Source organism: Pseudoflavonifractor sp., from assembly GCF_050943825.1.
In the GTDB taxonomy this organism is placed as follows: Bacteria; Bacillota; Clostridia; order Oscillospirales; family Oscillospiraceae; genus Pseudoflavonifractor.
On the sequence record NZ_JBMNPX010000006.1, the window covers coordinates 15,801 to 40,187 of the forward strand.

19 protein-coding genes and 1 riboswitch are annotated in these 24,387 nt (G+C 62.3%); of the genes, 9 read left to right on the plus strand and 10 right to left on the minus strand.

The features are described from left to right. Positions 1-16: 16 nt before the first annotated feature. Positions 17-472: an NAD(P)H-dependent oxidoreductase subunit E gene (locus ACOX7T_RS07365; RefSeq protein ID WP_433441354.1), complete on the plus strand. Its 456-nt coding sequence runs from the start codon at positions 17-19 to the stop codon at positions 470-472. A gap of 48 nt (positions 473-520) precedes the next feature. Here the strand turns inward: ACOX7T_RS07365 and ACOX7T_RS07370 are convergent, their stop codons facing one another. From ACOX7T_RS07370 to ACOX7T_RS07390, 5 genes are all read right to left on the minus strand, one after another. Then, a complete protein-coding gene (locus ACOX7T_RS07370; RefSeq protein ID WP_433441356.1) occupies positions 521-1,804 on the minus strand; it encodes an alpha/beta hydrolase in 1,284 nt (427 codons plus the stop codon). 14 nt (positions 1,805-1,818) lie between these two features. Beyond that, on the minus strand, positions 1,819-2,184 hold the full coding sequence (locus ACOX7T_RS07375; protein ID WP_433441358.1) for a hypothetical protein: 366 nt from the start codon (positions 2,182-2,184) through the stop codon (positions 1,819-1,821). Further along, positions 2,181-5,102: a glycoside hydrolase family 3 C-terminal domain-containing protein gene (locus ACOX7T_RS07380; RefSeq protein WP_433441360.1), complete on the minus strand. Its 2,922-nt coding sequence runs from the start codon at positions 5,100-5,102 to the stop codon at positions 2,181-2,183. Before ACOX7T_RS07380 ends, ACOX7T_RS07375 begins: the two co-directional genes overlap by 4 nt. 153 nt (positions 5,103-5,255) lie before the next feature. Next, positions 5,256-6,542 (minus strand): ATP-binding protein, encoded by a 1,287-nt coding sequence (locus ACOX7T_RS07385; RefSeq protein ID WP_433441362.1) that lies wholly within the window; start codon positions 6,540-6,542, stop codon positions 5,256-5,258. Further along, a complete protein-coding gene (locus ACOX7T_RS07390) occupies positions 6,539-7,246 on the minus strand; it encodes a LytR/AlgR family response regulator transcription factor (protein ID WP_433441364.1) in 708 nt (235 codons plus the stop codon). The genes ACOX7T_RS07385 and ACOX7T_RS07390 overlap by 4 nt, the downstream gene beginning before the upstream one ends. Positions 7,247-7,513: 267 nt before the next feature. Here ACOX7T_RS07390 and ACOX7T_RS07395 point away from each other — a divergent pair, with 267 nt between their 5' ends. The 3 genes from ACOX7T_RS07395 (at position 7,514) to ACOX7T_RS07405 (ending at position 11,756) form a co-directional block, all read left to right on the plus strand. Further along, on the plus strand, positions 7,514-8,155 hold the full coding sequence (locus tag ACOX7T_RS07395; protein ID WP_433441366.1) for an HAD family hydrolase: 642 nt from the start codon (positions 7,514-7,516) through the stop codon (positions 8,153-8,155). Positions 8,156-8,206: 51 nt separating this feature from the next. Then, on the plus strand, positions 8,207-9,811 hold the full coding sequence (locus ACOX7T_RS07400; protein ID WP_433441368.1) for a peptide chain release factor 3: 1,605 nt from the start codon (positions 8,207-8,209) through the stop codon (positions 9,809-9,811). Between the two features lie 145 nt (positions 9,812-9,956). Next, a complete protein-coding gene (locus tag ACOX7T_RS07405; protein WP_433441370.1) occupies positions 9,957-11,756 on the plus strand; it encodes a KAP family P-loop NTPase fold protein in 1,800 nt (599 codons plus the stop codon). A gap of 51 nt (positions 11,757-11,807) precedes the next feature. Here ACOX7T_RS07405 and ACOX7T_RS07410 read toward each other — a convergent pair whose 3' ends face one another. Next, complete coding sequence (locus tag ACOX7T_RS07410; protein ID WP_433441372.1) at positions 11,808-12,389, minus strand: ECF transporter S component; 582 nt, start codon at positions 12,387-12,389, stop codon at positions 11,808-11,810. 116 nt (positions 12,390-12,505) lie between these two features. Here ACOX7T_RS07410 and ACOX7T_RS07415 point away from each other — a divergent pair, with 116 nt between their 5' ends. From ACOX7T_RS07415 to ACOX7T_RS07430, 4 genes are all read left to right on the plus strand, one after another. Continuing rightward, a complete protein-coding gene (locus ACOX7T_RS07415; protein ID WP_433441374.1) occupies positions 12,506-13,897 on the plus strand; it encodes a PLP-dependent aminotransferase family protein in 1,392 nt (463 codons plus the stop codon). Positions 13,898-13,969: 72 nt separating this feature from the next. Next, positions 13,970-14,383 carry a hypothetical protein gene (locus tag ACOX7T_RS07420; protein ID WP_433441376.1) on the plus strand — a complete coding sequence of 138 codons (414 nt, stop codon included), beginning with the start codon at positions 13,970-13,972 and terminating at the stop codon, positions 14,381-14,383. Positions 14,384-14,408: 25 nt separating this feature from the next. Next, complete coding sequence (locus tag ACOX7T_RS07425; RefSeq protein WP_433441378.1) at positions 14,409-14,843, plus strand: cell wall hydrolase; 435 nt, start codon at positions 14,409-14,411, stop codon at positions 14,841-14,843. A gap of 17 nt (positions 14,844-14,860) precedes the next feature. After that, entirely contained in the window at positions 14,861-15,403 is a 543-nt protein-coding gene (locus ACOX7T_RS07430) for a hypothetical protein (RefSeq protein ID WP_433441379.1), read from the plus strand. A 95-nt stretch (positions 15,404-15,498) separates the two neighbouring features. On the opposite strand, the gene ACOX7T_RS07435 is transcribed toward ACOX7T_RS07430, so the two are convergent. Then, positions 15,499-17,895, minus strand: a complete 2,397-nt coding sequence (locus tag ACOX7T_RS07435; protein WP_433441381.1) for a SpaA isopeptide-forming pilin-related protein — start codon at positions 17,893-17,895, stop codon at positions 15,499-15,501. 38 nt (positions 17,896-17,933) lie between these two features. Further along, a riboswitch (cyclic di-GMP riboswitch) is annotated at positions 17,934-18,022 on the minus strand. A gap of 311 nt (positions 18,023-18,333) precedes the next feature. Here ACOX7T_RS07435 and ACOX7T_RS07440 point away from each other — a divergent pair. Beyond that, positions 18,334-20,304, plus strand: coding sequence for an S-layer homology domain-containing protein (locus ACOX7T_RS07440; protein ID WP_433441383.1), 1,971 nt, complete (start codon positions 18,334-18,336; stop codon positions 20,302-20,304). 90 nt (positions 20,305-20,394) lie between these two features. Here ACOX7T_RS07440 and ACOX7T_RS07445 read toward each other — a convergent pair whose 3' ends face one another. The 3 genes from ACOX7T_RS07445 to ACOX7T_RS07455 form a co-directional block, all read right to left on the minus strand. Further along, positions 20,395-21,108, minus strand: coding sequence for a V-type ATP synthase subunit D (locus ACOX7T_RS07445; RefSeq protein ID WP_433441385.1), 714 nt, complete (start codon positions 21,106-21,108; stop codon positions 20,395-20,397). A gap of 71 nt (positions 21,109-21,179) precedes the next feature. Next, entirely contained in the window at positions 21,180-22,559 is a 1,380-nt protein-coding gene (locus ACOX7T_RS07450) for a V-type ATP synthase subunit B (RefSeq protein ID WP_433441387.1), read from the minus strand. Beyond that, the gene (locus tag ACOX7T_RS07455) at positions 22,556-24,331 is read right to left on the minus strand and encodes a V-type ATP synthase subunit A (RefSeq protein WP_433441389.1); all 1,776 of its coding nucleotides are present in this window, start codon (positions 24,329-24,331) and stop codon (positions 22,556-22,558) included. The genes ACOX7T_RS07450 and ACOX7T_RS07455 overlap by 4 nt, the downstream gene beginning before the upstream one ends. Positions 24,332-24,387 lie beyond the last annotated feature (56 nt).

A 24,387-nucleotide genomic window follows, 5' to 3' on the forward strand; every position in this document is an offset into this window, starting at 1 on the left:
CAAGGAGGCGTTTTTTATGCATCAGGAGGAATTTGCCCAGATTCTGTCCTTTTATCAAGGCCGGGGCGCGGCCAGCGACCAGAACGAGCTGGTTCAGCTGTTACGGGAGACTCAGACGCTGTACGGCGGCGTCATCCCCCAGCACGCCCTGGAGGAGATTGCCCAGGTACTGGGCTTCCGGGAGTCCTTTCTTCCGGCGGTGCTCAAGCGCTACCCCTCTATTAAAACCGAGTCGGTGCGGCACAGCCTGACGGTGTGTCAGGGTCCCTCCTGCTCCCGGCGGCGGGAGCTGCTGGACTTTCTGTCCAGGGAGTACGGTGTGGAACCCGGCGGCGTGGCCGCGGCAGGCTTCCGGCTCCAGACCGGCGGCTGCATGAAAAATTGCGGCAAGGGCCCCTGCGTCCGGTGGGACGGCACCGTCTACACCGGCATGACCCCGGAGTCCCTCCGGGCCCTCATTGAAAAGAAATAAGCGAAGCGGACCCCGGCCTGCCTTTCGGCAGGCCGGGGTCCGCTTTTTTCAAAATACCTTCTGCAGGAAGTTGTACAGGGCCAGGTGCCAGTTCTCCCAGGAGTGGGACTGCATGGGGAACACATCAAAGTTTGTGTTGACGCCCTCCGTGAGCCGGGGCTCCATCTCCAGCAGGGCATCGTAGTCCTGGATCTGCCCGGGGAGTGCAAAGTCCAGTGTGCCGCTGGAGACATAGAGGTAGTGGATGGGATAGTCCCCAAAGGCCTCAGACTGGAGGGTCTCCCGGAAGTAGTCGGCGCCGGTGCGGCTGCCGCTGAAGGTGCCGAACCAGGAGAAGTAATCCAGGCTGTTGCACATGGCCGAGTGATAGGTGGTCACCGCGCCCCGGGACAGTCCGGCAAAGGCCCGGTGGTCCCGGCTCTCGGCAAAGCCCTGCGCATCGCAGGTGGGGGCGTAGGTGGCGTAGCGGCTCTCCACAGCGGGCATCAGGTCCTCCCGCAGTTCCTGAACAAAGGAGTAGGTCAGCGCGTCCAGGTTGTCGGAACAGTCGTCCTCCACATAAAAGGTGGGGGTGACGATGATGAGGGGCTCAATGACTCCCTGGGCGATGAGCTGGTCCACCATGTCCTTGTTCTCGCTGTGCTCCAGCAGCCAGGCCCGCTCGTCATCGCCGGTGCCGTGGAGCAGATAGAGGATGTTGTACTGCTCCTCCGGGTCATACCCGGCGGGCAGATAGACATAAGCGGTCTTCTCCACCTCCCGCTGGTCGGTGGCATAGGCCTTGGTCTGGTAGGTCAGCTTCTCCACCGTTCCCCTCTGCTCACAGGGCTGGGAAAAACGGTCCGGCACCGCCCAGATATCCCGTCCGGCGGTCTGTACCGCCCGGCTGGCCGCCGCGCTGCCCTGCCAGAAGGCCAGGCTGCCCACCAGAACCGCCACCAGAACCGCCGCCGTCCAGATGTTCGGACGGCGGGGCGGGGTCTTCTGGCGGAGCTGGAGCACCGTGCCCGCCACGGCGGCAATCAGGGCGACTCCGGCCTGGACGAAGAAGCCCAGGTTGAAGAGGGTGGTCTCCAGATAGTTGGTGGTAATGCCCAGCATCAGCGCCGGCACAGCCACTGCCAGCAGCAGAGCTGGCAGACGGCTCTGCCAGGAGAGCAGGCACAGGAGGAGCAGCAGCACCTCAATCAGGCACAGGTTGGCCAGAGGCAGGGCGCTGCCCAGCAGGGCATAGCGCACGATATCCACCGCCGCCACCAGGGCGATAAGCGCCGTGGCCAGCAGGCAGACGGCCCTGGGCTCTTTCCATGTTACAAGACGATGCTCACACAAGGGAACGACCTCCATCAGTCCTTCGCTGCAACCGCGGTGGAGACGCCGGTGCACACCATGCTCAGCACAATCAGCACCGCGCTGGCGATCCAGGAGGTACTCAGGCCGTTCATGTTGATTTTGGACAGCACGTCGCCAACCTCATCAAAGGCCAGCGGAATGAACACAACCACGCTGACAAGGCTCAGGACAAAGGGAATATACTCTCCGTAGGGGAAATGCTTGACCAGCAGCACCACGCCCACCACAGCGGCCACGGCCAGCAGACCGATGATGAGGGGCGAGTTCTCACGGGCGTCGGCCATGGCGTAGACCACGGCGGACGCAATCAGCACAATCACAGACACCAGTTCGGCGACAAAAAATGCGTTCTTCTTCATTTTTCCACCTCAGTCTTTCTCGCTTTCACGTTTCCATAGACCATGAAGCCGATGGCGGCCAGGTCCAGGACAGCCAGCACGGCAATCACCGCATAGGCGGCAGTCTCCCAGTAGGGAGTGACCCGCACCACGTGTCCCGTGGGGGACAGGCCGTTCATGCCGGAGCTGCTGGCCACGTTGTAGAGGATGATCTTGCAGGACTCCCGCATCTTCCCCACGGCGGCGGCGTCGTTGGGGGCGGCGGTCACCAGCCAGTTGTAGAAGGAGCTGCCGGAGGTGGCCCACATGTTGCCGCCGGCGGCCAGGGCGGTCTCAATGTGCTGATAGGCGGTGTTGATGGCGATATCGGTGATGATGATGGCGGTGGAGCCCCACTCGGTGCGGACGATGTCGGTCATCAGTCCGGCATAGGCGCCGGCCCAGACGCAGCCGATGCGGTTGAAGGCGCCCATGGTGCCCTTGGAGGCGCCCTCGGTGAAGGACTTCTCAAAGGCCTTCAGGTAGATCTCACGGATGGCCTGCTCATTGGAGAAGGTGCAGATGCCGGTACGGTTGGTCTCCTGGTCGTTGAGGGCGAAGTGCTTGATGTAGCAGATGGCGCCCTTGGACTGCATGCCCATGACCTCCTCGTAGGCCAGCTCACCGGCCAGGAAGCCGTCCTCGGAGTAATACTCAAAGTTGCGGCCCGCGTAGGGGGTGCGGTGGGTGTTGACGGCGGGGGTGTAGGCGCCCTCGGTGTCGGTGCGCAGCCAGTCCTCGCCCATGGCCTCGCCCATGCGGCGGATGAGCTCACGGTTGAAGGTGGAGGCCCGGACCACAGCGCCGCAGTAGCCGGTGGCGGAGGTGCCGTCCTCAGTGTACTTCCGGTTGACGCCCTGGGGGCCGTCATTCATGGCCATGGCGGGGTAGCCGATGGAGGGAATGGGGGAACGGGCGGCACGGGTGACGATGTCAGCCATCTCCTCCATGGTCAGCTGGTTGAGGATCTTGTCCCACTGCTCGTCATCGTCCAGAGGCACACCCACCATCTTGGCGATGGTCATCTGGGAGTCCACGCCGAACTGGAACTGAGACAGGTCGCCGCCGCTGCTCTTATAGTTGTTTACGCCGTTCATGTCGTAAATCATCTCATCGGTGGCGGTCAGGCTGTCATAGCTCTCGGGGAAGGTGTTCCAGTCGCTGCGGGTCAGGTACGCCACGTCCTGGCCGTAGTACTCCAGGTCGGCGCTGTCAAACCGGTTGGTGATCTCATTGCCGCTGTAGGACTGGCTGAGCAGCTCCTTGGAGGGGTTGCTCCAGGTGTAGACCAGGGCGGCGCTGCCGTTGTAGTCCATGCCGTCGTCCACGGTCTTGCCCTGGGCGGCCAGCACGTTGTTCAGGGCATCGTGGGCGCTGTCGCCCACGGCAAAGTAGTAGCTGCCGCTGTCCAGCACAAAGGTCTTGTCGTTCTTGTAGTCATAGGAGGCAAAGTCATACTTGTCGGCGGTGATGGTCACCGTCTCAGAGGCGCCGGGCTCCAGCACGCCGGTCTTCTCAAAGCCAATGAGCTGGATGGCGGACTTCTCAATGCCGCCGGCGGTATAGGGCTGCTGGGCGTAGAGCTGCACCACGTCCTTGCCGGCGGCGGTGCCGGTGTTGGTCACGCGGACGGTGACGGTCAGGCCGTCCTCCCCCATCTCGGCGGACACCAGCTCCTGGACAAAGGGCTTGCCATCCTCAGCGCCGTAGCTCAGGCCGTAGCCAAAGGGATAGCACACCTCGTCGGTGTAGTTCCAGGTGTCGCCCACAAAGGCGCCGGCGGAAGAGGCGGCGTTGGTGCCCATGGGGTCCAGCACGCTGTCGGCATAGCGGGTCTCGTAGTACCGGTAGCCCACATAGATGCCCTCGGCGTACACCACGTACTTGGTGCCCACGGCCACACCGGCAGCCTCCACGTCGGCGGCGTTGGTGTAGGTGTAGTCACCGAAGTTCTGCATGGCGGGGGCGGAGAGGGAGTCGGCGGCATAGGTGTCCACCAGGCGGCCGGAGGGGTTCACCGTGCCGGCCAGAGCGCCGGCAATGGCCCGGGCGCCGCTCTGCCCCACGCCGCCCACCCACAGGCAGGCGTCAATGCCGTACTCCTCGTGGTCCAGCCACCCCAGCTCCATGGCGTTGGAGCTGTTGATGAGGACGATAACCTTATCAAACTCGCCGCTCTCCTGAAGCTCCATCAGCAGGTCCTTCTCCTGCTCCTGAAGGGCCAGGTATTTGGTGCCGTCGCCGAAGTCGCCGGTGGGCATGTCGGAGCCCTCGCCGCCTACCCGGGAGATGACCACCACGGCCGCGTCGCTGTAATCCTTGTAGGAATCCCGCACCGCGTCGGTGTACTCATTGACGGGCACCTCGGCCACGTAGAGGTCCTCGGGCTTAGTGCCGTTATAGGTTCCGTTGCTGCGGGTATAGCCGTCCTTGCCGTCGTAGCCCTTGTAGAAGTCCCACAGGGTGGGGTTGACGGTAAAGCCCACGCCCTCCAGAGCAGTACGCAGGTCCACGGCCTTGCTCTCGTCAATGCCGCCGGCGCCGGTACCGCCCAGCACCAGGTCCACGGAGGACCGGCTGAACAGGGACAGCTTCATGCCGCTGTCCAGGGGCAGCACCTGGCCCTCGTTCTTCAGAAGGACCATGCCTTCCGCCGCGATCTCCTCCACCAGCTGGTCGGCGGCGGTCTTCCACTCCTCCAGGGTCATGCCGTTGGTCTCATAGAGCTGAATGGTATCGCTGTCGTCTCCGCCCTCCAGGCGATACATCTCGCCGCCGATGGCGTTGCAGATCAGTGTGCGGTAGGACGTGGCTCCGGCCGTCACGCCGATGGACACTGCCAAGAGAATGCTGAGTACCGCAATTGCGGTCCGCTGGAGGGTTGCCCCTTTCCTCTTCATCGTTGTTCTCCTCCTGCTTTTTCATTTTGCCCAACCCGCCGGACGTGGCGCCCCGTCCCGGCCGGGTTTCACTGTCAATAGTAATAGCAGAAAAGGAGCCGTGTGCGGGCACTTTGACAAATCCGTCAGGTTTTCTGGCAAATCCGTCGTCCGTCAGCCGCCGGACGCCCGGGGCACCGGAATCAGCAGGCTGACCAAAAACAGGTCCCCCTCGGTGCCGATGTGCATGGTGCCGCCGTACTTCTCCGTGATGTACTGCACGCTGCGCAGGCCGAAACCGTGGCGGGTCTTGTCGGCCTTGGAGGTGACGGGCAGGCCGTTGTACATCTCCGGCCTGGTGGGGCAGTAGTTCTCCACCCGGATGCACACGAAGCCGTTCTTCTCCGCCACGTTCAGAGAGATACAGCGCCGGGAAACCGGCTCCACCGTCCGCTCGTACTCGATGGCGTTGTCCAGCAGGTTGCCGAACAGGGAGGCGATATCCGCCGGCTGGAGAAAGGCCAGCGACTCCCCCTGGGCCATTACCGCCGCCTCGATGCCGCAGGTGCGGCACAGCAGCTGCTTTTCCGTCAGAATGGCGTCCAGGGGCTTGCAGCCCGTGTTGCTGCTGCTGGCGTACTGGGCGATGGCCGACTCGATCTCCTCCAGCTCCGCGCCGTCGCACCGGCCGGTGGCCTTCATGAGGGTAATCTGGTGCTTCAAATCGTGGGCCTTCATGTTGATGAGGTCCATGCTGCTCCGGGTGATCTCATACTGCCGCTGCTCCTGCTGGATAATCCGCTCCAGCAGCTGCCGTCCCTCCTGCTCGCTCTTCAGCGTGAGCAGGCCGAACTGCACGCACAGGCCCGCAATGCAGCAGAAAATCAGGGGCGGACGGGTGATCCACAGGGCGTCAATGCCGTAATTCTGCTGGATGGCCTGCATGGCGTAGGTAAAAATGGCCGCGGCGATGGAGATGATGTAGACATACCTGTCCTCCAGTGCGAAGCCGTCACAGCCCCGCAGCCGCCGGGCAAAGAGCCGGTAGCATATGGCGTATACGATGACCGTCACCGTCACCGACAGGCAGCACCACCCCACCATGTTGAAGTACTGGGCAAAGGGACGGTAGATCAGGTTTTCCACGTTGTGGGCCAGGTTCTGGGTCAGCTGGGCACCCACACAGCAGAACAGGATGTCCCGGAACCGCTCCCGGCAGCAGAACTTCCACAGCAGCAGGGACAGGAGAAAGATGGTCAGGGAGTAAAACCCCACCACATACCTGGCGATCAGGTTGGTCAGGACGATGGACGCCCCGCCGTATACCGTCACGCCCAGAAGAAAGCGCAGCACAAATCCCTGCCGCCGCTTCAGCCCCCAGACGAACAGCATCTCTGCCGCCAGAATCTGGAGGATGTAGCCGTGGTTTAGGGTGATCTGAAACAGGCCCTCCCCCATCATTTCAAAATCCCTCCGCTCATGTACACGGTCAGCCGGTTCCAGAAGTCGTTTTTATAGGTCCGGGCCACAGAGAAGTGCTCCCCTGCCACGGTTACCTCGCTGCCCGACGCCTGTTCCACATAGGACAGGTTGAGCAGCAGGGAACCGCTGGCGGCGGCAAAGCCGTTTGAAAGGAATGTGGCGGTGATGTCCCGCATGGAACCCCGCATCCGGTAGGTATCGGCGTCGGTGTGGAAATAGAGGTAGTGTTTGCTGCTCTCCACATACCGAATCTGGGAAAACCGGACAGTCTTGATGCCGTTGGACACGGGAATATGGAAGCTCTCGTCCACCTTGATGTGGGCGATGGCCTTCTCCAGCTTGATTTTGAACAGGTCGTAGGCCAGGGGCTTGATGACAAAGTCCAGGGCGGACACCTCATAGCCCCGGATGGCGTACTGGGCCATGCTGGTGAGGAAGATGAGGCACACGTTCTGGTCCACCTCCCGCAGGCGCCTGGCCGCGTCCAGCCCATCCATGTGTGGCATGACGATATCCATAAAGATGATCTGGAAGCTTCCGTCGTATTCGTCCAGGAAGGTGGCGCCGTCGCCGAACACCTGGGCCTGGACCGGCTGGTGGGTCTCGGCCCCGAAGCGGTGCACATACTCCAGCATTTGTTTGGAAAAGATCTCCTCGTCCTCTACAATAGCAATGGAAATCATCCTGTTTCCCTCCGTCTCCCCGGCGCCGGGGCCGCTGTTTGATTTTATTATTTTATCATGCTCTCCCCGCAGATTCCAGCACCAGACCGGGCGTTTTGCCTCCGGCTGCACCTCCATCTCTCCGCTCCGGTTGAATTTTGCACGAAAATTTCTGCAAAACCTCCGCCTACCCCCGTTCTTTGTTGACACTGGGGCGGAAATAGGATAAAGTAATGTCTGCTGAATTTGTGATGTTCTCTATTTCCTTGATAGGGAGGATTTCCCGCCATGTTTGACGGCGTTTTGTTTGACCTGGACGGCACGCTCTGGAATGCCACCGTGCGCATCTGCGAGGGGTGGAACGTGGTGCTGCGCCGCCACCCTGAGATTGCCCGCCCTCTGGTGACAGAGGCGGAGGTAGCAGCCACCATGGGACTGATGATGCCGGACATTGCCCGGAAGATTTTTCCCGTGGAGGACGAGGCTACCCGTGCCCTGCTGCTTCAGGAGCATGAGGAAGCTGAGTGTGCCCTGCTGCGCACCTACGGCGGCGTGCTCTACCCGGCTGTGGAGGAGACTCTGGCCGCCCTCTCCGCCCGGGCAAAGCTCTTTGTTGTAAGCAACTGCCAGGACGGGTATATCCAGACCTTCTACGCCGCCCACAAGCTGGAGCGCTATTTCACCGGCTTTGAGTGCGCGGGCCGCACCGGCCAGCCCAAGAGCCACAACATCGCCCTGGTGGCCCGGCAGTACGGCCTGGAGCGCCCCGTCTACGTGGGAGACACCCTGCTGGACTGCACCTCCGCTCAGGAAGCCGGGGTGCCCTTCCTCCACGCGGCCTACGGCTTCGGCGGCCCCATTGAGGGCGTGCCCGCCGTCCATGCCTTTGCCGATATCCCCGCCGCACTGGCGGCCATGTGTCCCCCCTGACAAGCCCTTTCCCCTGTGTGCTGTGATAAAACTGTAAAGAGGTTTGCATATATGTCGAAATACGAATCCGAAATTTCCCGCCGCCGCACATTCGCCATCATCTCCCACCCCGACGCCGGTAAGACCACCCTGACCGAGAAGTTCCTCCTGTACGGAGGCGCCATCGCCCAGGCCGGCGTGGTCAAGGGCAAGAAGAACAGCCGCGCCGCCACCTCCGACTGGATGGAGATCGAGAAGCAGCGCGGTATTTCCGTCACCTCCTCGGTGATGCAGTTCCAGTATGAGGGCTTCTGCATCAACATTCTGGACACCCCCGGCCACCAGGATTTCTCCGAGGACACCTACCGCACCCTCATGGCCGCCGACTCCGCCGTGATGGTCATCGACGCCGCCAAGGGCGTGGAGGCCCAGACCCGGAAGCTGTTCAAGGTGTGCGCCATGCGGGACATCCCCATCTTCACCTTTATCAACAAGATGGACCGTGAGGCCCGGGACTCCTTCGAGCTGCTGGAAGAGCTGGAGAAGGAGCTGGGCATTGAGACCTACCCCGTCAACTGGCCCATCGGCTGCGGCAAGGACTTCAAGGGCGTGTATGACCGGGACAGCAAAAAGATTATCCACTTCACCTCCAACGGCGGCGCCAAGGCTGCCACTGCCACCGAGGTGGAGCTGGGCGACCCCAACCTGGACGACCTCATCACCCCCCGGCTCCATCAGCAGCTCACCGACGAAATCGAGCTGCTGGACGGCGCCGCCGCCGAGTTTGACCTGGACCGGGTGCGCCACGGCAAGCTGTCCCCCGTGTTCTTCGGCTCTGCCCTGACCAACTTCGGCGTGGAGCCCTTCCTGGAGCACTTCCTCCGCATGACCACCGCGCCCCTGCCCCGCACCGCTGGGGACACCCTCATCGACTCCCTGGACGACAATTTCTCCGCCTTTGTATTCAAGATCCAGGCCAACATGAACAAGGCCCACCGGGACCGGATCGCCTTCATGCGCATCGTGTCCGGCAAGTTCGAGGCGGACAAGGAGGTCTACCACGTCCAGGGCGGCAAGAAGATCCGTCTCTCCCGGCCTCAGCAGCTGATGGCCGCCGAGCGCGAGATCATCGAGGAGGCCTACGCCGGCGATATCATCGGCGTGTTCGATCCGGGCATCTTCTCCATCGGCGACACCCTGTGCGCCCCGGGGAAGAAGTTCAAGTTTGACCCCATCCCCACCTTCGCCCCCGAGCACTTCCGCCGGGTGCGCAGCCTGGACACCATGAAGCGCAAGCAGTTCCTCAAGGGCATGGAACAGATCGCCCAGGAGGGCGCCATCCAGATCTTCAAGACCCCCTACTCCGGCATGGAGGAGGTCATTGTGGGTGTGGTGGGTACCCTTCAGTTCGACGTGCTGGAGTACCGGCTGAAGAACGAGTACAACGTGGACCTCTACATGGAGGGCCTGCCCTACGAGTACCTCCGCTGGATCGAGACCGAGGACGGCGAGCCGGTGAAGGAGGAGGACCTGATTCTGGGCGACGGCGTGAAGCTGGTGGAGGACTACAAGGGCAATCAGTTGCTGCTCTTCGCCACCCAGTGGGCCATCAACTGGACCGACGAGCGGAACAAGCAGCTCACCCTGCTGGAGTTCGGCGGCGGCTGGCAGAAATAAATACCTTTTCAGTCTCTGAGCGGCGGCTTCTTTTGGAGCTGCCGCTCCGTCTTTTTATTCCCTTCTTGCCATCCCTCCCCCACTCTGCTATGATGGAAAATAGCAGCGAATACCGTCTATTTTTGTAAGTTCGGGAGGAAGGGACATGGCAGGCTTTACAGACAAGCCCCTCAACGGGCGCAGTGAAGATATCTTTGACGTGGAGAAATATATCAAGGGCCTGAGCAGCTTTATTCTGGAGTGCGACACACCCATGACCGTAGCAGTCCAGGGCGACTGGGGCAGCGGCAAGACCAGCTTCATGATGCTCATCCGGGAGGAGCTGGAGGACAAGGTGCTCCCTGTCTGGTTCAACACCTGGCAGTTTTCCCAGTTCAATCTTGGGGACCGGCTGCCCCTGCTGCTGGTGTCCCGGCTGACGGCCTCTCTGGGCCTCAAGGGCGTCCAGGCCGACTCCATCAAAAGCTCCCTGCGCACCCTTGGAGGCGTGCTGTTCCGTGTAGGCCTGTCGGCGGCCAGCACAATGACTGGCCTGGACGTGGCGGGCGCGGCTGAGTCTGCCATGAGCTCCGGCGAGGAGGACGTGACCGAGGCTATCTCCACCCTGAAGACCCGGTTCCAGGACTGCGTGAAGCAGGCCCTGAAGGAGCAGAAGAAGGACCGGGTGGTCATCTTCGTGGACGACCTGGACCGTCTGGAGCCCGCTCGGGCGGTAGAGCTTCTGGAGGTACTCAAGCTCTTCCTGGACTGCGACAGGTGCGTGTTCCTCCTGGCCATCGACTACTCGGTGGTCTCCCAGGGCATCCGGCAGAAGTACGGCGAGAGTCTGGACCGTGACAAGGGCCGCAGCTTTTTCGACAAGATCATTCAGGTGCCCTTCAAGATGCCCGTTGCCCACTACGATATTGAGAAATTCGTCCGGGCCGCCATGGAGCAGATGCACCTGCCGGTAGCTGACGCCGCCCCCTACGTGTCCCTCATCCGCACCTCCATCGGCTACAACCCCCGGGGCATCAAACGGCTGCTCAACGCCTTTCTCCTGCTCCAGCGCATTCACAGCGGTGAGCGGCTTGACCAGGACCACGAGAAGCGGCTGCTCTTCGCCGTGCTCTGCCTCCAGCTGTCCTATGAGGAGGTCTACAACTTTGTAGTCCGCAGCATCAGCCAGCTGACACCCGCGTTTTTCAACCAGCTGGCCCAGCCGGAGCGGTACGCAGCCCTACTCTCTGACGATGAGCTGGACGAGGATATGGAGGAGACCACCCCCCTGCTCCAGGAGCTCTTCGAGCAGTGGGGACTGGACGGCTCCGCCGACGTGAACCGAATCACCGACTTTATGGAGAGCTTCCGGGCCGCTGTGGCCACCGGCGACGGCGCCCTCACTCAGGAGGACCTGAAGCTGCTGGAGAACATCCTCAACTTCTCCGCCACCACCACCGCTGAGGTGGAGGCCGCTCCCAGCCGTCTCATCTCCGCCAACGGCGGCACGGGCAGAGGTGTACGCTACCAGAACCGGCTGGACGATGTAGCCGCCTACCACAAGGTGGATGAACCCATTGTGTTTGATGCGGTGAAGAAGCTGCCCGGCTGGAACAACTCCAAGCTGGAGGCCTTCCGTCTCTTCGGCCATGAGGCGGCCGTCTCCAAGTACAGCGCTATGCTCACCCAGGTGCTGGACATTCTCTACGAGCGGAACCCGGAGCAGTTCCGCGCCGTCCAGAATGCCCCCGCCATCTACGACCTATCTTCCCTGTTCGACTGCAAGCGGGACTCCTCCAAGACTGCCTGGGTACCCAAGGCCGGTGTGAATGTGGAGGTCAACAGCTCCAGCCACGCCAAAGTCGTTGACCTGCGGAAGATGATGACCGCTATGGGCTACGCCCCCGGCGAGCTGGAGCTGAAGGTCCGGCTGGCCCACCGGGTGGAGCAGCCGGTTTCCGGTTAAATACGCAAAAAGTGCTGTCCCGATACGGGACAGCACTTTTTCTTTTCCGAATTATCCCCGGGCAGTGCCCACGCTGTGCCGGGCCTTCATCACGGCGGCGGCCAGAGCCGGAGCGCACACAATGGCGACAACGGCGTTGAAGGTGGTGGCGGGCAGCTTGGGCACCAGGGCCGCCAGGGCGGGGCCCACCTGAAGGCCGCCCAGCAGCAGGCCGTCCCAGGCAAAGCCCTTGAACAGGTACAGCGCCGCGTACACCACCGCACCGGTCACCGTGCCCGCCAGGTTCCAACCGTACTTCTCCCCGCGGCGGTGGCCGCTCCAGGCGATAAGGCCCACCGCCAGACCGTAGGCCCCCTTGGTGAGGAAGGTAATCCAGCACTCGGAGATGTACAGCGGGTTGGTCATATCATAGATGGCAGAGCCGATTCCCGCCGCCAGGCCGCCTCCCACCGGGCCCAGGAAAATGCCCGACAGGGCGCACATGATATTGCCCAGGTGGAAGGACGTGGTGCCCACGTTCACGGGCAGGGTGATCCGCAGGGCGGAGCCCACCGCCACCAGTGCGGCCATCAGGCCTGCCATAATGGCAAACATCAGCTTTTCGTCCCTTGTGTTTCTGGAATTGAGAATCATAACGCTTCCCTCCTGAGATTGACTTCTGTTCTCTTGTGCTGTATTATACACGCAACTGGTATCTTTAAAATATCCAGTTTTATTATTTTTTATCAGGTCAGTTTGGAGGCGATGGTATGTCCACATTCTTCTTCGTGCCGGAGGAGGGCGCGCTCCCCCTCTACGAGCAGATCTACCGCCGCATGGTGGAGGAGATCCGCACCGGTCGCCTGGCCGCCGGAGAGCGGGCCCCCTCCAAGCGGCAGCTGTGCGCCCAGTTGGGGGTGAGCCTGTCCACGGTGGAGACCGCCTACGGCATGCTGGTGGCCGAGGGATACCTGCAATCCCAGCCCCGGAGCGGGTACCGGGTGTGCTCTCTGCTGCCTCTGGACGCCCCGGCGGCCTCTGTCACTCAGTCTTCTACCCCTGCGCCCCCTCCGGCGGCGCCCGCCCTCAGCGACGTGTTTTCCACCGCTGCCGTTGACACCCACATCTTTCCCTCCTCGGTTTGGGCCAGCCTGACCCGTGAGGCCCTGAAGGACCCGGAGCTGCTCCAGCGAGGAGACCCCCAGGGAGATTTGCCCCTGCGAGAGGCCCTGTGCGACTTTCTCCAGTCCTGCCGGGGCGTGCGGTGCCGCAGCGAACAGGTTGTGGTGGGCGCGGGCATGGAATACCTGCTCAGCGTGCTCTTCCAGCTCTTTGACCCGGCTGTCGCCGTGGCCCTGGAGGACCCGGGGTATAACGCTGCCTACCGCACCCTGGAGAATCTGGGCCGCTCCGCCGTCCCCGTTCCGGTGGACAGGCAGGGCATGGTGCCCGATGCACTGGCGGAGTCCGGAGCAGGGGTGGCCTACGTGACCCCTTCCCACCAGTTCCCCACCGGCGCAGCCATGCCCGCCGGACGGCGGACCGAGCTGCTCCGCTGGGCCTACGCCGCCCCCCATCGCTATCTCATTGAGGACGACTACGACAGCGAATTCCGCTACGCCTCCCGGCCCATCCCCGCCATGCAGGGCATGGATACCGGCGGCCGGGTGGTGTACACCGGCACCTTCAGCCGCACTCTGGCCCCCTCCATCCGCGCCGCCTACCTCATCCTGCCCGAGGCACTGCTGGACGTGTACAAGGCCCGTTTTGCCCACGGCGCGTCCACAGTGTCCCGGTTTGAGCAGCAGGTGCTCTGCCGCTTCCTGTCCTCCGGGCAGTACGGGCGGCATCTGCGCCGGGCAGGCAGCCTGTACCGTGCCCGGTGCGCCGCCCTCACCGCCGCACTGAAGGAGGCCTTCCCCCAGGGCAGGGTGTCGGGTGCGGGCGCGGGGCTCCACCTGCTACTCACCCTGCCGGGCCGGGATGAGAACGACCTGGCCGCCCGGGCGGCGGCGGCGGGCTACCGGGTGCGCACCTTGGGGGAGTACTGCCGGGGCACCTCCCCCCTGCCCGGCTCCCTGGTGCTGGGCTTTGCCGGACTGGACGTGGCCGACGCTCCAAAGGCTGCGGCTGAACTGGCCCGTGCCTTCGGCGGCATGTGACATTTCCGCTCGACTGCGCATAGGATACTGCGGAGGCGGGCGGAGCCTGCCGGATGAGAGGAGGTCGGGTCGATGGAAGAGACGGACAGAGCGAAGCTGGAGCGGCAGCGCTCAGACGCCGACGGGGCGGTGGTCTTTCTGCTGGTGCTGCTCTGTTCCCTGCTGTTCTCCCTCAGCGCCTCCCTCACCCAGCGGTGCCAGCTCCGCCTGGCCCTGGCGGGCAGGACGGAGGAGGCGGCGGCTGTGCCGTCGGTGCTGCCGGTGCGGCGGTGGGCCAGTGTGCTGGCCGTGGGTTCTCTGGGCTTTTTCCTGTGTCTGGCCATTCAGGCATGGCGGGACCTGACCCCGGAGACCAGCTGCGCCGGGCGGCAGTCGGCCGGGCGCAACCTGTGGGCCTCCATTCTGGTGCTGGCCGCCGCGGTGGTACGGCTGGACGACCTGGATTCCTCCGCCGCTCCGTCCGCCTCCCACACCCTTGCAGGCTGACCGGCCCTGTCAGGAGGAACATTCAATGGCATATTCAGACCTGGAGCTGCTGGCCCGCATTGTGAAATGCGAGGCGGGCGGCGAAGGACTCAACGGCATGCGGGCGGTGGCCTCGGTGGTGATGAACCGGGTCAACATTACATACGGCGAGTACGGGCGGCTGCACACCGTCCGGGAGGTGGTCTTTCAGCCCCGGCAGTTCGTCTGCGCCATGGAGACCGTGGGCGGCGAGTACAACGCCCAGAACCTCTACAACATGTCCCTGGAGCAGGTCCACTGGGACGTGGCGGAGTGGGCCATGGCCGGCAACCGCCTGACCAACCTGGGCTTTGCCCTGTGGTTTTTCAACCCGTACAGCCCCGAGTGCCGTCCCTTCTTCCCCTCCCAGGTGGGAGAATTTGCGATCCGCATTGGCGACCACTGCTTCTACAACCCCACCGACGCCTACGCGGACACCTAAATCTGGAGGTCTATCCTATGGCACAGTATTATCCCGGCGCCGCCGGAGGCGGGGCCATGAACAATACCGACAACAGCGGCTCTCTTGTGGTGCCGCCGGAGGAGAATTTCGACACCCCCGCCATGCAGGGCTCGCTCCAGCAGTTCCTGGCAGACAATCTGGGTGAGTATGTGGTGGTGGAATTTCTCATCGGCACCAACGCCATCACCCGGAAGCAGGGTGTGCTCTACGCCGTGGGCCGCAGTGTACTCACCCTGTATGAGGAGACCAGCCAGACCTTTGTGGTCTGTGACATGTTCTCGGTGAAATTTGTCACCTTCTACCTTCCCGGCCAGCGGCCCTACCGTGTGCCGGCCACCAGCTTCGCGCCCGGCAGCATGTACACCCCCAGCCCGACTCCCATGCCCGGTACACAGGTCCCCGGAATGCCTGCCATGCCTGGTATGGGCTGGACCGCCCAGGCCGACCCCACCATCATGACCAACAGTGGGACTGCCATGGGCAGCGCCGCCTGTCCCGGCGGTTTCTGCGGCGGGTATGGCGTACCCATGTCAGGCTGAGGCGATTTCTCTCGCCCTTTAGCACAAAAATGCCGCACACCTCTCGGTGCGCGGCATTTTTTCTGCTGTGTTTTCTGTAGATATACGGTCTCTGCTTATCCGCGGGCCTTCTTCAGCCACAGGACAGCAGCAGCGCCGGCGGTGGTCACAGACAGGGCCAGCAGCAGCATGCCGATGGTGCTCATGGTGCTGTCCGCCATGGTGCCGGTCTGGGGCAGGTTGCCGGTGGGCGTCTCGCCGTCGTCAATGTCCACCTCGCCGCCCTCGTCAGGCAGGTCAGTGGTGGGAGTGTCGCCGTCATCAATGTCGGTCTCGCCGGGGTCCTCAGGCAGGTCGGTAGTGGGGGTGTCGCCGTCGTCGATGTCGGTCTCCTCAGCCACATAGTACACGTTGATGACTTTGTTGCTGTTGAGAATGCCGCTCAGAGCATCGCCGCTGGTGCTGTCGTAGGTGTAGCCGTCGATGGCGATGGCGTCGTACTCGCTCACATCGTACCGGCTGCCCTCAATCCGGCTGGGGCTGACATAGCTGGAGGCAATCTTCTCACCGGTGTCCTTGTCATAGTAGTTGACGGTGACGGTGTAGTAGTCATAGCTGGGGCCGGGGATGTACTGTCTCGTATTGGTGACGTTCACTGTCTCGGCAGTCTCGTCCACCACAATTTCCAGATCCGCGCTCAGGCCGTCATAGCCGGAGGGGGCGGAAACCTCGGTGAGGTAGTAGGTGCCAAAGAGCAGGTTCACATTGAAGGAGCCGCCCTCAAACACCTTGGCGGCGGTCTCGTCCGCCTGCCAGGACACAACGCCCTCGGTTTCAGTGTAGTACAGCTTATTCTCTCCGTCCAGCTTGTACAGCTTGAACTGAGCGCCGTCCAGCGCGTTTCCGCTCTCGTCCACCTTGTTGACGGTCACGTCGCTGTCGATCTGCTCCAGCTCCAGAGCCATGTAGAAAGACATCTCATAGTTCATATAGCCGTTGCCGATACCAGGTCCGTCCCAGGCCATCTTACAGAGGAAGCTGTTTTCATCCTCCGAAAGAGCGCCGCTCAGATAGCTGTTTGCCTGATTATAGAGTGCCGTGTCTGTTGTGTAATCACCGATGCCGCGGTTTCGAGTGAAACTTGTATTTTTGTTAGGATCGAGCTGCTCTACCTCCTCGCCAAAAGCGAAAGACCAGTAGTCCTGATAAAAGACATTGTAACTCCGGGCCGCAAGCTCGGGTTCAGGCCACTTGAGCTGGATGTCATAGGTACCGTCTCCATTGTCCTTCTGATAGACATAGGGGACCAACTCAGGATGTGCCGTCTTGAGAGAAGCAAGTTTTTCCTCAGTTACAGTAAAAATTCCATTTACGCCGGCAGTCGCCATCTGGTCAGGGGTAATCCCCTGGTCATCTACATATCTGGTCAATGCGTCATCGCCGGTATATCCCTTCTGCTCCAGATAATCGTAGATGTTAAAGAGCATATCTACTGTTACCTTGGCACTGCCCGATACACCAAACAGTCCACTATACATTGCTCTTGGAGAGAGACAGATTGCCGAAACAAACTGCTCAGGAATTAACTGTCCATCATAGCCAAGCACGTTGCTCTGAGTATAATCATGAGCATTTGCAGTGGCAAGAACAAAACTATCTTCCTTATACTGGTAGGTATGGCCCGACTCGTTCACAATTTTGATCTCAAAAATATTTGAATCACCGGGCAGAACGGGATAGCTGGAATACCCATAATCCGCCGCATAGGAGTTTAGGGTATCTAACATCATGTCGCTCAGGTCAAATACCACATTGCCAACTGCGCTGTCCTTAATCGTAATGACCAGTTCAAAGACTCCGTCCGCTTCATTAAATGATCCCTGATACTCAACCCCGGCGGAAGTGTCCTGGTAGTTAACTGTGCAGGTCTCCTCGGGGATTTCGGGGACCGCAGGCTCCTCGCCGCCCTCCTCCAGCGCGGCCAGCGCCTCTTCGGCGGCGGTCAGGACGGCATAGTTGGACACGTCGGCCTTCAGGCTTTCATCCAGCTCATCATAGGCAGTGCGGGCGACGGCAATGGTCTCAGCGTCCTCAAGCGTCACAGCCTCGGGCTCGGGCAGAGCGGCGATCAGGGCCTCCACGGTCTCCACCGCGCAGGGCTGACCTGCTACCTCCTCAACATAGCCGCAAGTAGCAGTATCATGGACATGGCCGCAGGGCTTACCCTCCTCGGCAGGCTGGTATGCGCAGTCCTCCGCATGGTCAACGACACCATCACCGTCGGTATCAGTGCACTCCATGTCGCAGGGGACTCCTTCTTTTGCTTCCACATAGCCGCAGGCGCCGTCATGGACATGGCCGCATTCGTGGCCCTCCACCGCCGCTACATAGCCGCAGGCGTCGCTGTGTACATGGTTTCCCTCCACCGCCATGGCAGCGGTGCCCATGGTGCCGAAGCAGAGGCTCAGAGCCATCAGAATTGCAACGGCGCGTTTCGTCTTCTTTGCCAGCATCTTTCATTCTCCTTTCAATGATGGGGCAAGATGAAATCTGCGGCAACCGGACGGGCATGGCGGCCTGTGCCGCTTTAGCCTCCTGGCTTTGCGTCCCGGCCTTTCGGCCGGTTTGCCCTTTCGTCACCGGCTTGAGCTCCCCTCCGTCACCAATTCCCTTTTTGTCCCTTGCAGGGACAAAAAAACACGGTACCGTGTTTTGCTCTTCCGATTGTGAGACTACTATACCATACGTCGGTTACATTTCGGTTACATATTGAAATTTCATTTCTTTTTTTCACACCAATATTTTTCGTTCTGACAGCGTGCCCTCCATCCTCTGTACTTGACATACATATATCATATATGTATAATTTTTACATATTCTTCGCTGCCAAGCGACATATCTCCCAAAAGCCCCTGCATATCAGAGATTAAGATACAAAGGAGCGATGGTGCATGAAACGAACCTTCTGCGCGTCCCTGCTGGCTCTGGCAGTCCTTCTCACCCTGATTCCTGCCGCCTCCGCCGCCAGCCTTGGCAACTTTGAGAAAGTAAATTCCTATACCTCCGGGCAGTTTACCGACGTGGCGGCAGGCGTATGGTATGAGGAGAGCGTCCGCACCACCTACGAGCTGGACCTGTTCAAGGGCAGCTCCGCCACCACTTTCAGTCCCGCGGGAAACATCAGCATTGCGGAGACCCTGGCTCTGGCCTGCCGCCTCCACAGCATCTACCATAACGGCACGGCCCTGTCTGGCCAGAGTTCCCCCTGGTACCAGGTCTATGTGGACTACGCCCTCTCCAACGGCATCATTCAGGCCGGACAGTACAGCCGGTACGACGCCATTGCCACCCGTGCTCAGTTCGCCTCCATCCTGGCCGCCTCCCTGGACAGCTCGGCTCTGAGCGCCATCAATTCCATCGCCTCCGGCGCCATCCCCGATGTTCCCGCTTCCGCCAGCTACGCCGACAGCGTCTACCTCCTTTATAATGCCGGTATCCTCACCGGCCGGGACGCCCAGGGCAGCTTCTCCCCCCAGGCCACCATCCAGCGCTGTGAGGCCGCCGCCATCGTGGCCCGCATGGCGGTGCCCAGCCTGCGCCAGACCTTTACCCTCAAGCCCTCCTCCGGCAGAGTGCTGGTGGCCCAGCCTCTGGAGCAGGATCCCCTGAACCAGGCCGTCACGGCGGACAGCGTGGTTATCCAGGACCTAGTGGAGTTCTGCAACGGCGGCCTGACCTATGACGACATCGGTCAGAGCGGTGTGTACAACGTGCGCAGCTTTGAGGGCACCGAGGCGGATAAGGCCATTGTGGACGCCTATGTGGACGCGCTCTGCAGCGGCGGGTACAATCTGACCCTGGTGGAGGAGTATGACAAGACCATGTCCTCCACCTTCTTCAGCTACGGCCTGAACTACACCGGTACCGGGAATGTCAGCTCCAAGACCACCGTGACCTACACGGAGACCGAAGCCACCATCAACATCTACGGCGTCATCAAGCGTGGCGACATGGACGTCCACGTGTGGATTCCCCAGCAGATGGAGCAGGTGGACCTGGGGCTGCGGTACGGCCAGGAGGCCGTCTCCGTCTCTGTGGCGGGCCCCTCCGCCATGGCCGGGCTCTACCGGAACGCCGACGGCAGCTTTGAGACCTCGGACGGCCGTCTGAAAACCACCCTGGGCCAGGCCTCCGTCCTGCGGGACGGTGCGGCATACAGCGCTGCCGCCTCCTTCCAGACCAACGAGGAGCTGAGCCGGGACGAGCTGTGGGTGGACAGCTTCTACCGCAACGAGTCCTTCTTCTTCTGCTCGCCCATGGACGCCCTGATGACCGGCGACGTGTACACCCGGAAGGACCTGACCCAGGAGGCCTCCTGGGTCAATAACAAGGTCTTTGCCTCCCTCAGCGAGTTTGGCGGCTACCGCTGGAACCTGTTCTTCGGCGCCGGGCACGACGGCGACTTCATCACCCCCCTGCTGGGCGAGCGCAACGAGTACAAGGACCTGACCGTCCGTGTCATGTACTGGAACAAGGACGTGGAGGCTGTCTACTATATCTACGCCGAGTTTGACAGCAGCCCCTACACTCTGGAGGCTCTGGTGGCGGTGGAGCTGGGCGCCACCGCCGAGACGGCGGACGGCGTCTACACCCTCTCCCCCGGCGGCACGGTAAATATTACCTGCCCTACCGAGTTCGGCACCAACTACCAGCTCTTCTCCTGGGAGGCGGTGGAGGGGGCCGGGAACGTGACCCTGACCGGTGCCAATTCCCAGACCTGCACCATCCGGGCCGGCCAGTCCGGCACCGCCCTGGTGCGGGTGACCTATACCTACGGCGTGGACGAGCCGGACGTGCTCACCGGAATCCCGAGAAATGTGGAAAAGCAGCGAACCTACACCTACCGTATCGAAATTCAGTAACTCCCGGACACCGCCTTCAGACACAAAAACACCCGCTGCCATAAGGCAGCGGGTGTTTTTTACACATTTCAGGTCCGGATTGTGGAGAACTCACACCTCATCCGGCTGTGCCATGTGGCCGCCGAAGGCCTCCACGGCCCGGGCGTCGGCCTCGCGCTTCTCCTCGATGGCCTCCTTGAGCAGCATATCCTTCACCTTCATCAGGCGGATGGTGTTGGACCGCTCGTTCTCGTCCAGCTTCATGGAGATATACTTGATGGCCTCCTGCATCTGGGGAATCTTCACGTACTCCAGAGCGTTGACCCGGCGGCGGGTCTTCTCGATCTCCTCAGCCAGCAGCTGGGAGGTCTTTTCAATCTGGGCCAGGCGGAGCATGTCCTGGAACACCCCCGCCAGGGCGTCCACCGCGTCGTCCAGCTCACCGGAGGTGGCGGCGAAGCCGTAGGGGTAGATCTCCCCGGCGTCGCTGCTCTTGGTCTTGAAGTGGTACTCCGGCACGTTGACCGACATGATGTTGCGGAAGGTCATGTCCAGCTCCACGCTCTGCTTGGGGTACAGCAGGGACTGCTCCAGCATCTCGGCGGACATGAGGGCGGAGGCAACGGTGAAGGACCCGTGGGCCCGCATGAGCCCATCCTCCACCTTTTTCCGCAGGGCGCGGTTCTCCCGCACCACGTCCAGGAACTGCTTCATCAGCTCGTCCCGCTTGTCCTTGAGGAGCTTATGGCCCCGCTGGGCGGTCTTGAGCCGGGTTTTCAGCCGGGTGAGCTCCATCCGGGTGGGGTTTACATTGATGGCCGGCAAGGGATTCGCCTCCTTTCAAAGTCGGATTCGCCGGTCTGCCGCTCCGTCTGCTCTGGCGGAGCGGTATGGCGTCACTCCGCCTTCTTGGGGAGGTACTTGTCGATATACTCCGGCTTGATACGCTTGAGCTCGCTCTTGGGCAGGATGCTCAGCAGCTCCCAGCCCAGGTTCAGGGTCTCCTCGATGGAGCGGTTCTCCTCGTTGCCCTGGGCCACATACCGCTTCTCGAACTGGTCGGCGAACTTGGCGTACAGCAGGTCAGTGGGAGAGAGGGCGCTCTCGCCCAGGATGGACATGAGCTCCTTCATCTCCTTGCCGGTGGAGTAGGCGGCGAAGAGCTGGTTCATGGTACCGGAGTGGTCCTCCCGGGTCTTGCCGGCGCCGATGCCCTTGTCCTTCAGACGGCTCAGGGAGGGCAGCACGTCCACGGGGGGAATGATGCCCTTGCGGTAGAGCTCGCGGGAGAGGATGATCTGGCCCTCGGTGATATAGCCGGTCAGGTCGGGGATGGGGTGGGTCTTGTCATCCTCGGGCATGGTGAGGATGGGGATCATGGTGATGGAGCCGGGGCAGCCCAGACGGCGGCCGGCGCGCTCGTACATGGTGGCCAGGTCGGTGTACAGGTAGCCGGGGTAGCCGCGGCGGCCCGGGACCTCCTTCTTGGCCGCGGACACCTCACGGAGGGCCTCGGCGTAGTTGGTGATATCGGTGAGGATGACCAGCACGTGCATGCCCTTCTCAAAGGCCAGGTACTCGGCGGCGGTGAGGGCCATACGGGGCGTGGAGATACGCTCCACGGCGGGGTCGTTGGCCAGGTTGGTGAACAGCACGGTGCGGTCGATGGCGCCGGTGCGGCGGAACTCCTCCACGAAGAAGTTGGACTCCTCGAAGGTGATGCCGATGGCGGCAAACACAACGGCGAAGTTGGACGCACCGTCCAGCACCTTGGCCTGACGGGCGATCTGGGCGGCCAGGGCGGCGTGGGGCAGGCCGGAGCCGGAGAAAATGGGCAGCTTCTGGCCGCGGACCAGGGTGTTCAGACCATCGATGGTGGAGATACCGGTCTGGATGAACTCGTTGGGGTAGTCACGGGCGGCGGGGTTCATGGCCAGGCCATTGATGTCCCGGCGCTCCTCGGCCAGAATCTCGGGGCCGCCGTCGATGGGACGGCCCATGCCGTTGAACACCCGGCCCAGCATGTCGCCGGACACGGGCAGCTCCAGGGGGTGGCCCAGGAAGCGGACGCTGGAGTCCTTCAGGTTGATGCCGGCGCTGGCCTCAAAGAGCTGGACCACGGCGTTGTCTCCGTTGACCTCCAGCACCTTGCAGCGGCGGACGTCACCGTTGGGCAGCTGGATCTCGCCCAGCTCGTCGTAGGTGACGCCCTCCACCTTGCGCACCACCATCAGAGGGCCGTTGATCTCCTGTATGGTTTTATACTCGCGGATCATGCCTCCGCCTCCCCTCTCTCGGCCACGGCCTCAATCTCCCGCTCCATCTGGGCGGCGATTTCGGCGTAGACGGCCTGATACGTGTCGCTCTCCACGCTCTTGGCCCGGCCGATGCGCTCCCGGGACGGGATCTCAAAGAGGGCCTGCACGTTCGCACCCCGGAGGATGGCGTTCCGGCAGAGGCTGTCGTAGCGGAGGATCATGGCCAGCAGCTTCTCCTGCCGGTCGTACTCGGAGAAGCTGTCCACGTCCACAAAGGCGTTCTGCTGGAGGAAGTCCTCGCGGACCATCTTGGCCGTCTCCAGGGTGAGCTGGTCGGCGGGGGACAGGGAGTCCTTGCCCACCAGCTGGACGATCTCGTTCAGGCTGGCCTCTTCCTGGAGCAGGCTCATGGCCTTGTCACGGTCGATGAGGAAGCTCTTGCCCAGGTTCTCGTCAAACCAGGGCTTCAGGGAGTCCAGGTACAGGGAGTAGGAGTTGAGCCAGTTGATGGCGGGAAAGTGCCGCTTGTAGGCCAGGCTGGCGTCCAGAGCCCAGAACACCTTGACGATACGCATGGTGGCCTGGCTGACGGGCTCGGACAGGTCGCCGCCGGGAGGCGACACGGCGCCCACGGCGGTCAGGCTGCCCCGGCGGTCGCCGTCGGAACAGATGCAGGACACGCTGCCCGCCCGCTCGTAGAACTGGGCCAGGCGGCTGGACAGATAGGCGGGGTAGCCCTCCTCGCCGGGCATCTCCTCCAGGCGGCCGGACATCTCGCGCAGGGCCTCGGCCCAGCGGGAGGTGGAGTCGGCGATAACGGCAACATCGTAGCCCATGTCCCGGAAGTACTCGGCGATGGTAATGCCGGTGTAGATGGACGCCTCACGGGCGGCCACAGGCATATCGGAGGTGTTGGCAATGAGCACGGTGCGCTTCATCAGGCTCTCGCCGGTGCGGGGGTCCTTCAGCTCGGGGAACTCCCGCAGCACGTCGGTCATCTCGTTGCCGCGCTCGCCGCAGCCGATGTAGATGACGATATCCACGTCGGCCCACTTGGCCAACTGGTGCTGCACCACGGTCTTGCCCGAGCCGAAGGGGCCGGGGACAGCGGCGGTGCCGCCCTTGGCGATGGGGAACATGGTGTCAATGATGCGCTGGCCGGAGCACAGGGGGGCCGTGGGGGGGTACTTGTGCTTATAGGGGCGGCCCACACGGACGGGCCACTTCTGCATCATGGTCAGCTCGTGCCTGTCGCCGTTCTCGTCCCGCAGGACGGCCACAGTGTCCAGCACGGTAAAGGAGCCGGCCTGGATGGACTCGATGGTGCCCTTCAGGCCCACGGGGACCATGATCTTGTGGAGCACCACGGCGGTCTCCTGGACGGTGCCGATGACGTCGCCGGCGGACACAACGGCGCCGGCCTCAACGACGGGGGTGAAGTCCCACTTCTTCTCCCGGCTCAGGGCGGGCACCTGCATGCCGCGCTGGATGGTGGCACCGGCGATCTTCATGATCTCCTCCAGGGGGCGCTGGATGCCGTCGTAAATGTTCTCAATCAGGCCGGGGCCCAGCTCCACGGACAGAGGGGCGCCGGTGGTCTCCACCACAGCGCCGGGGCCCAGGCCGGAGGTCTCCTCGTAGACCTGGATGGAGGCCGAATCCCCGTTCATGGTGAGGATTTCGCCGATGAGCTTCTGCTCGCCCACCCGGACCACGTCGGCCATGTTGGCGTCGGACAGGCCCGCGGCCACCACCAGGGGGCCGGAAACCTTGACGATTTTTCCGCTCAATGTTTCAACCTTCTTTCTGACAAACGCTCAGGCGCGCGAAGCTCAGGTGTGCGCGC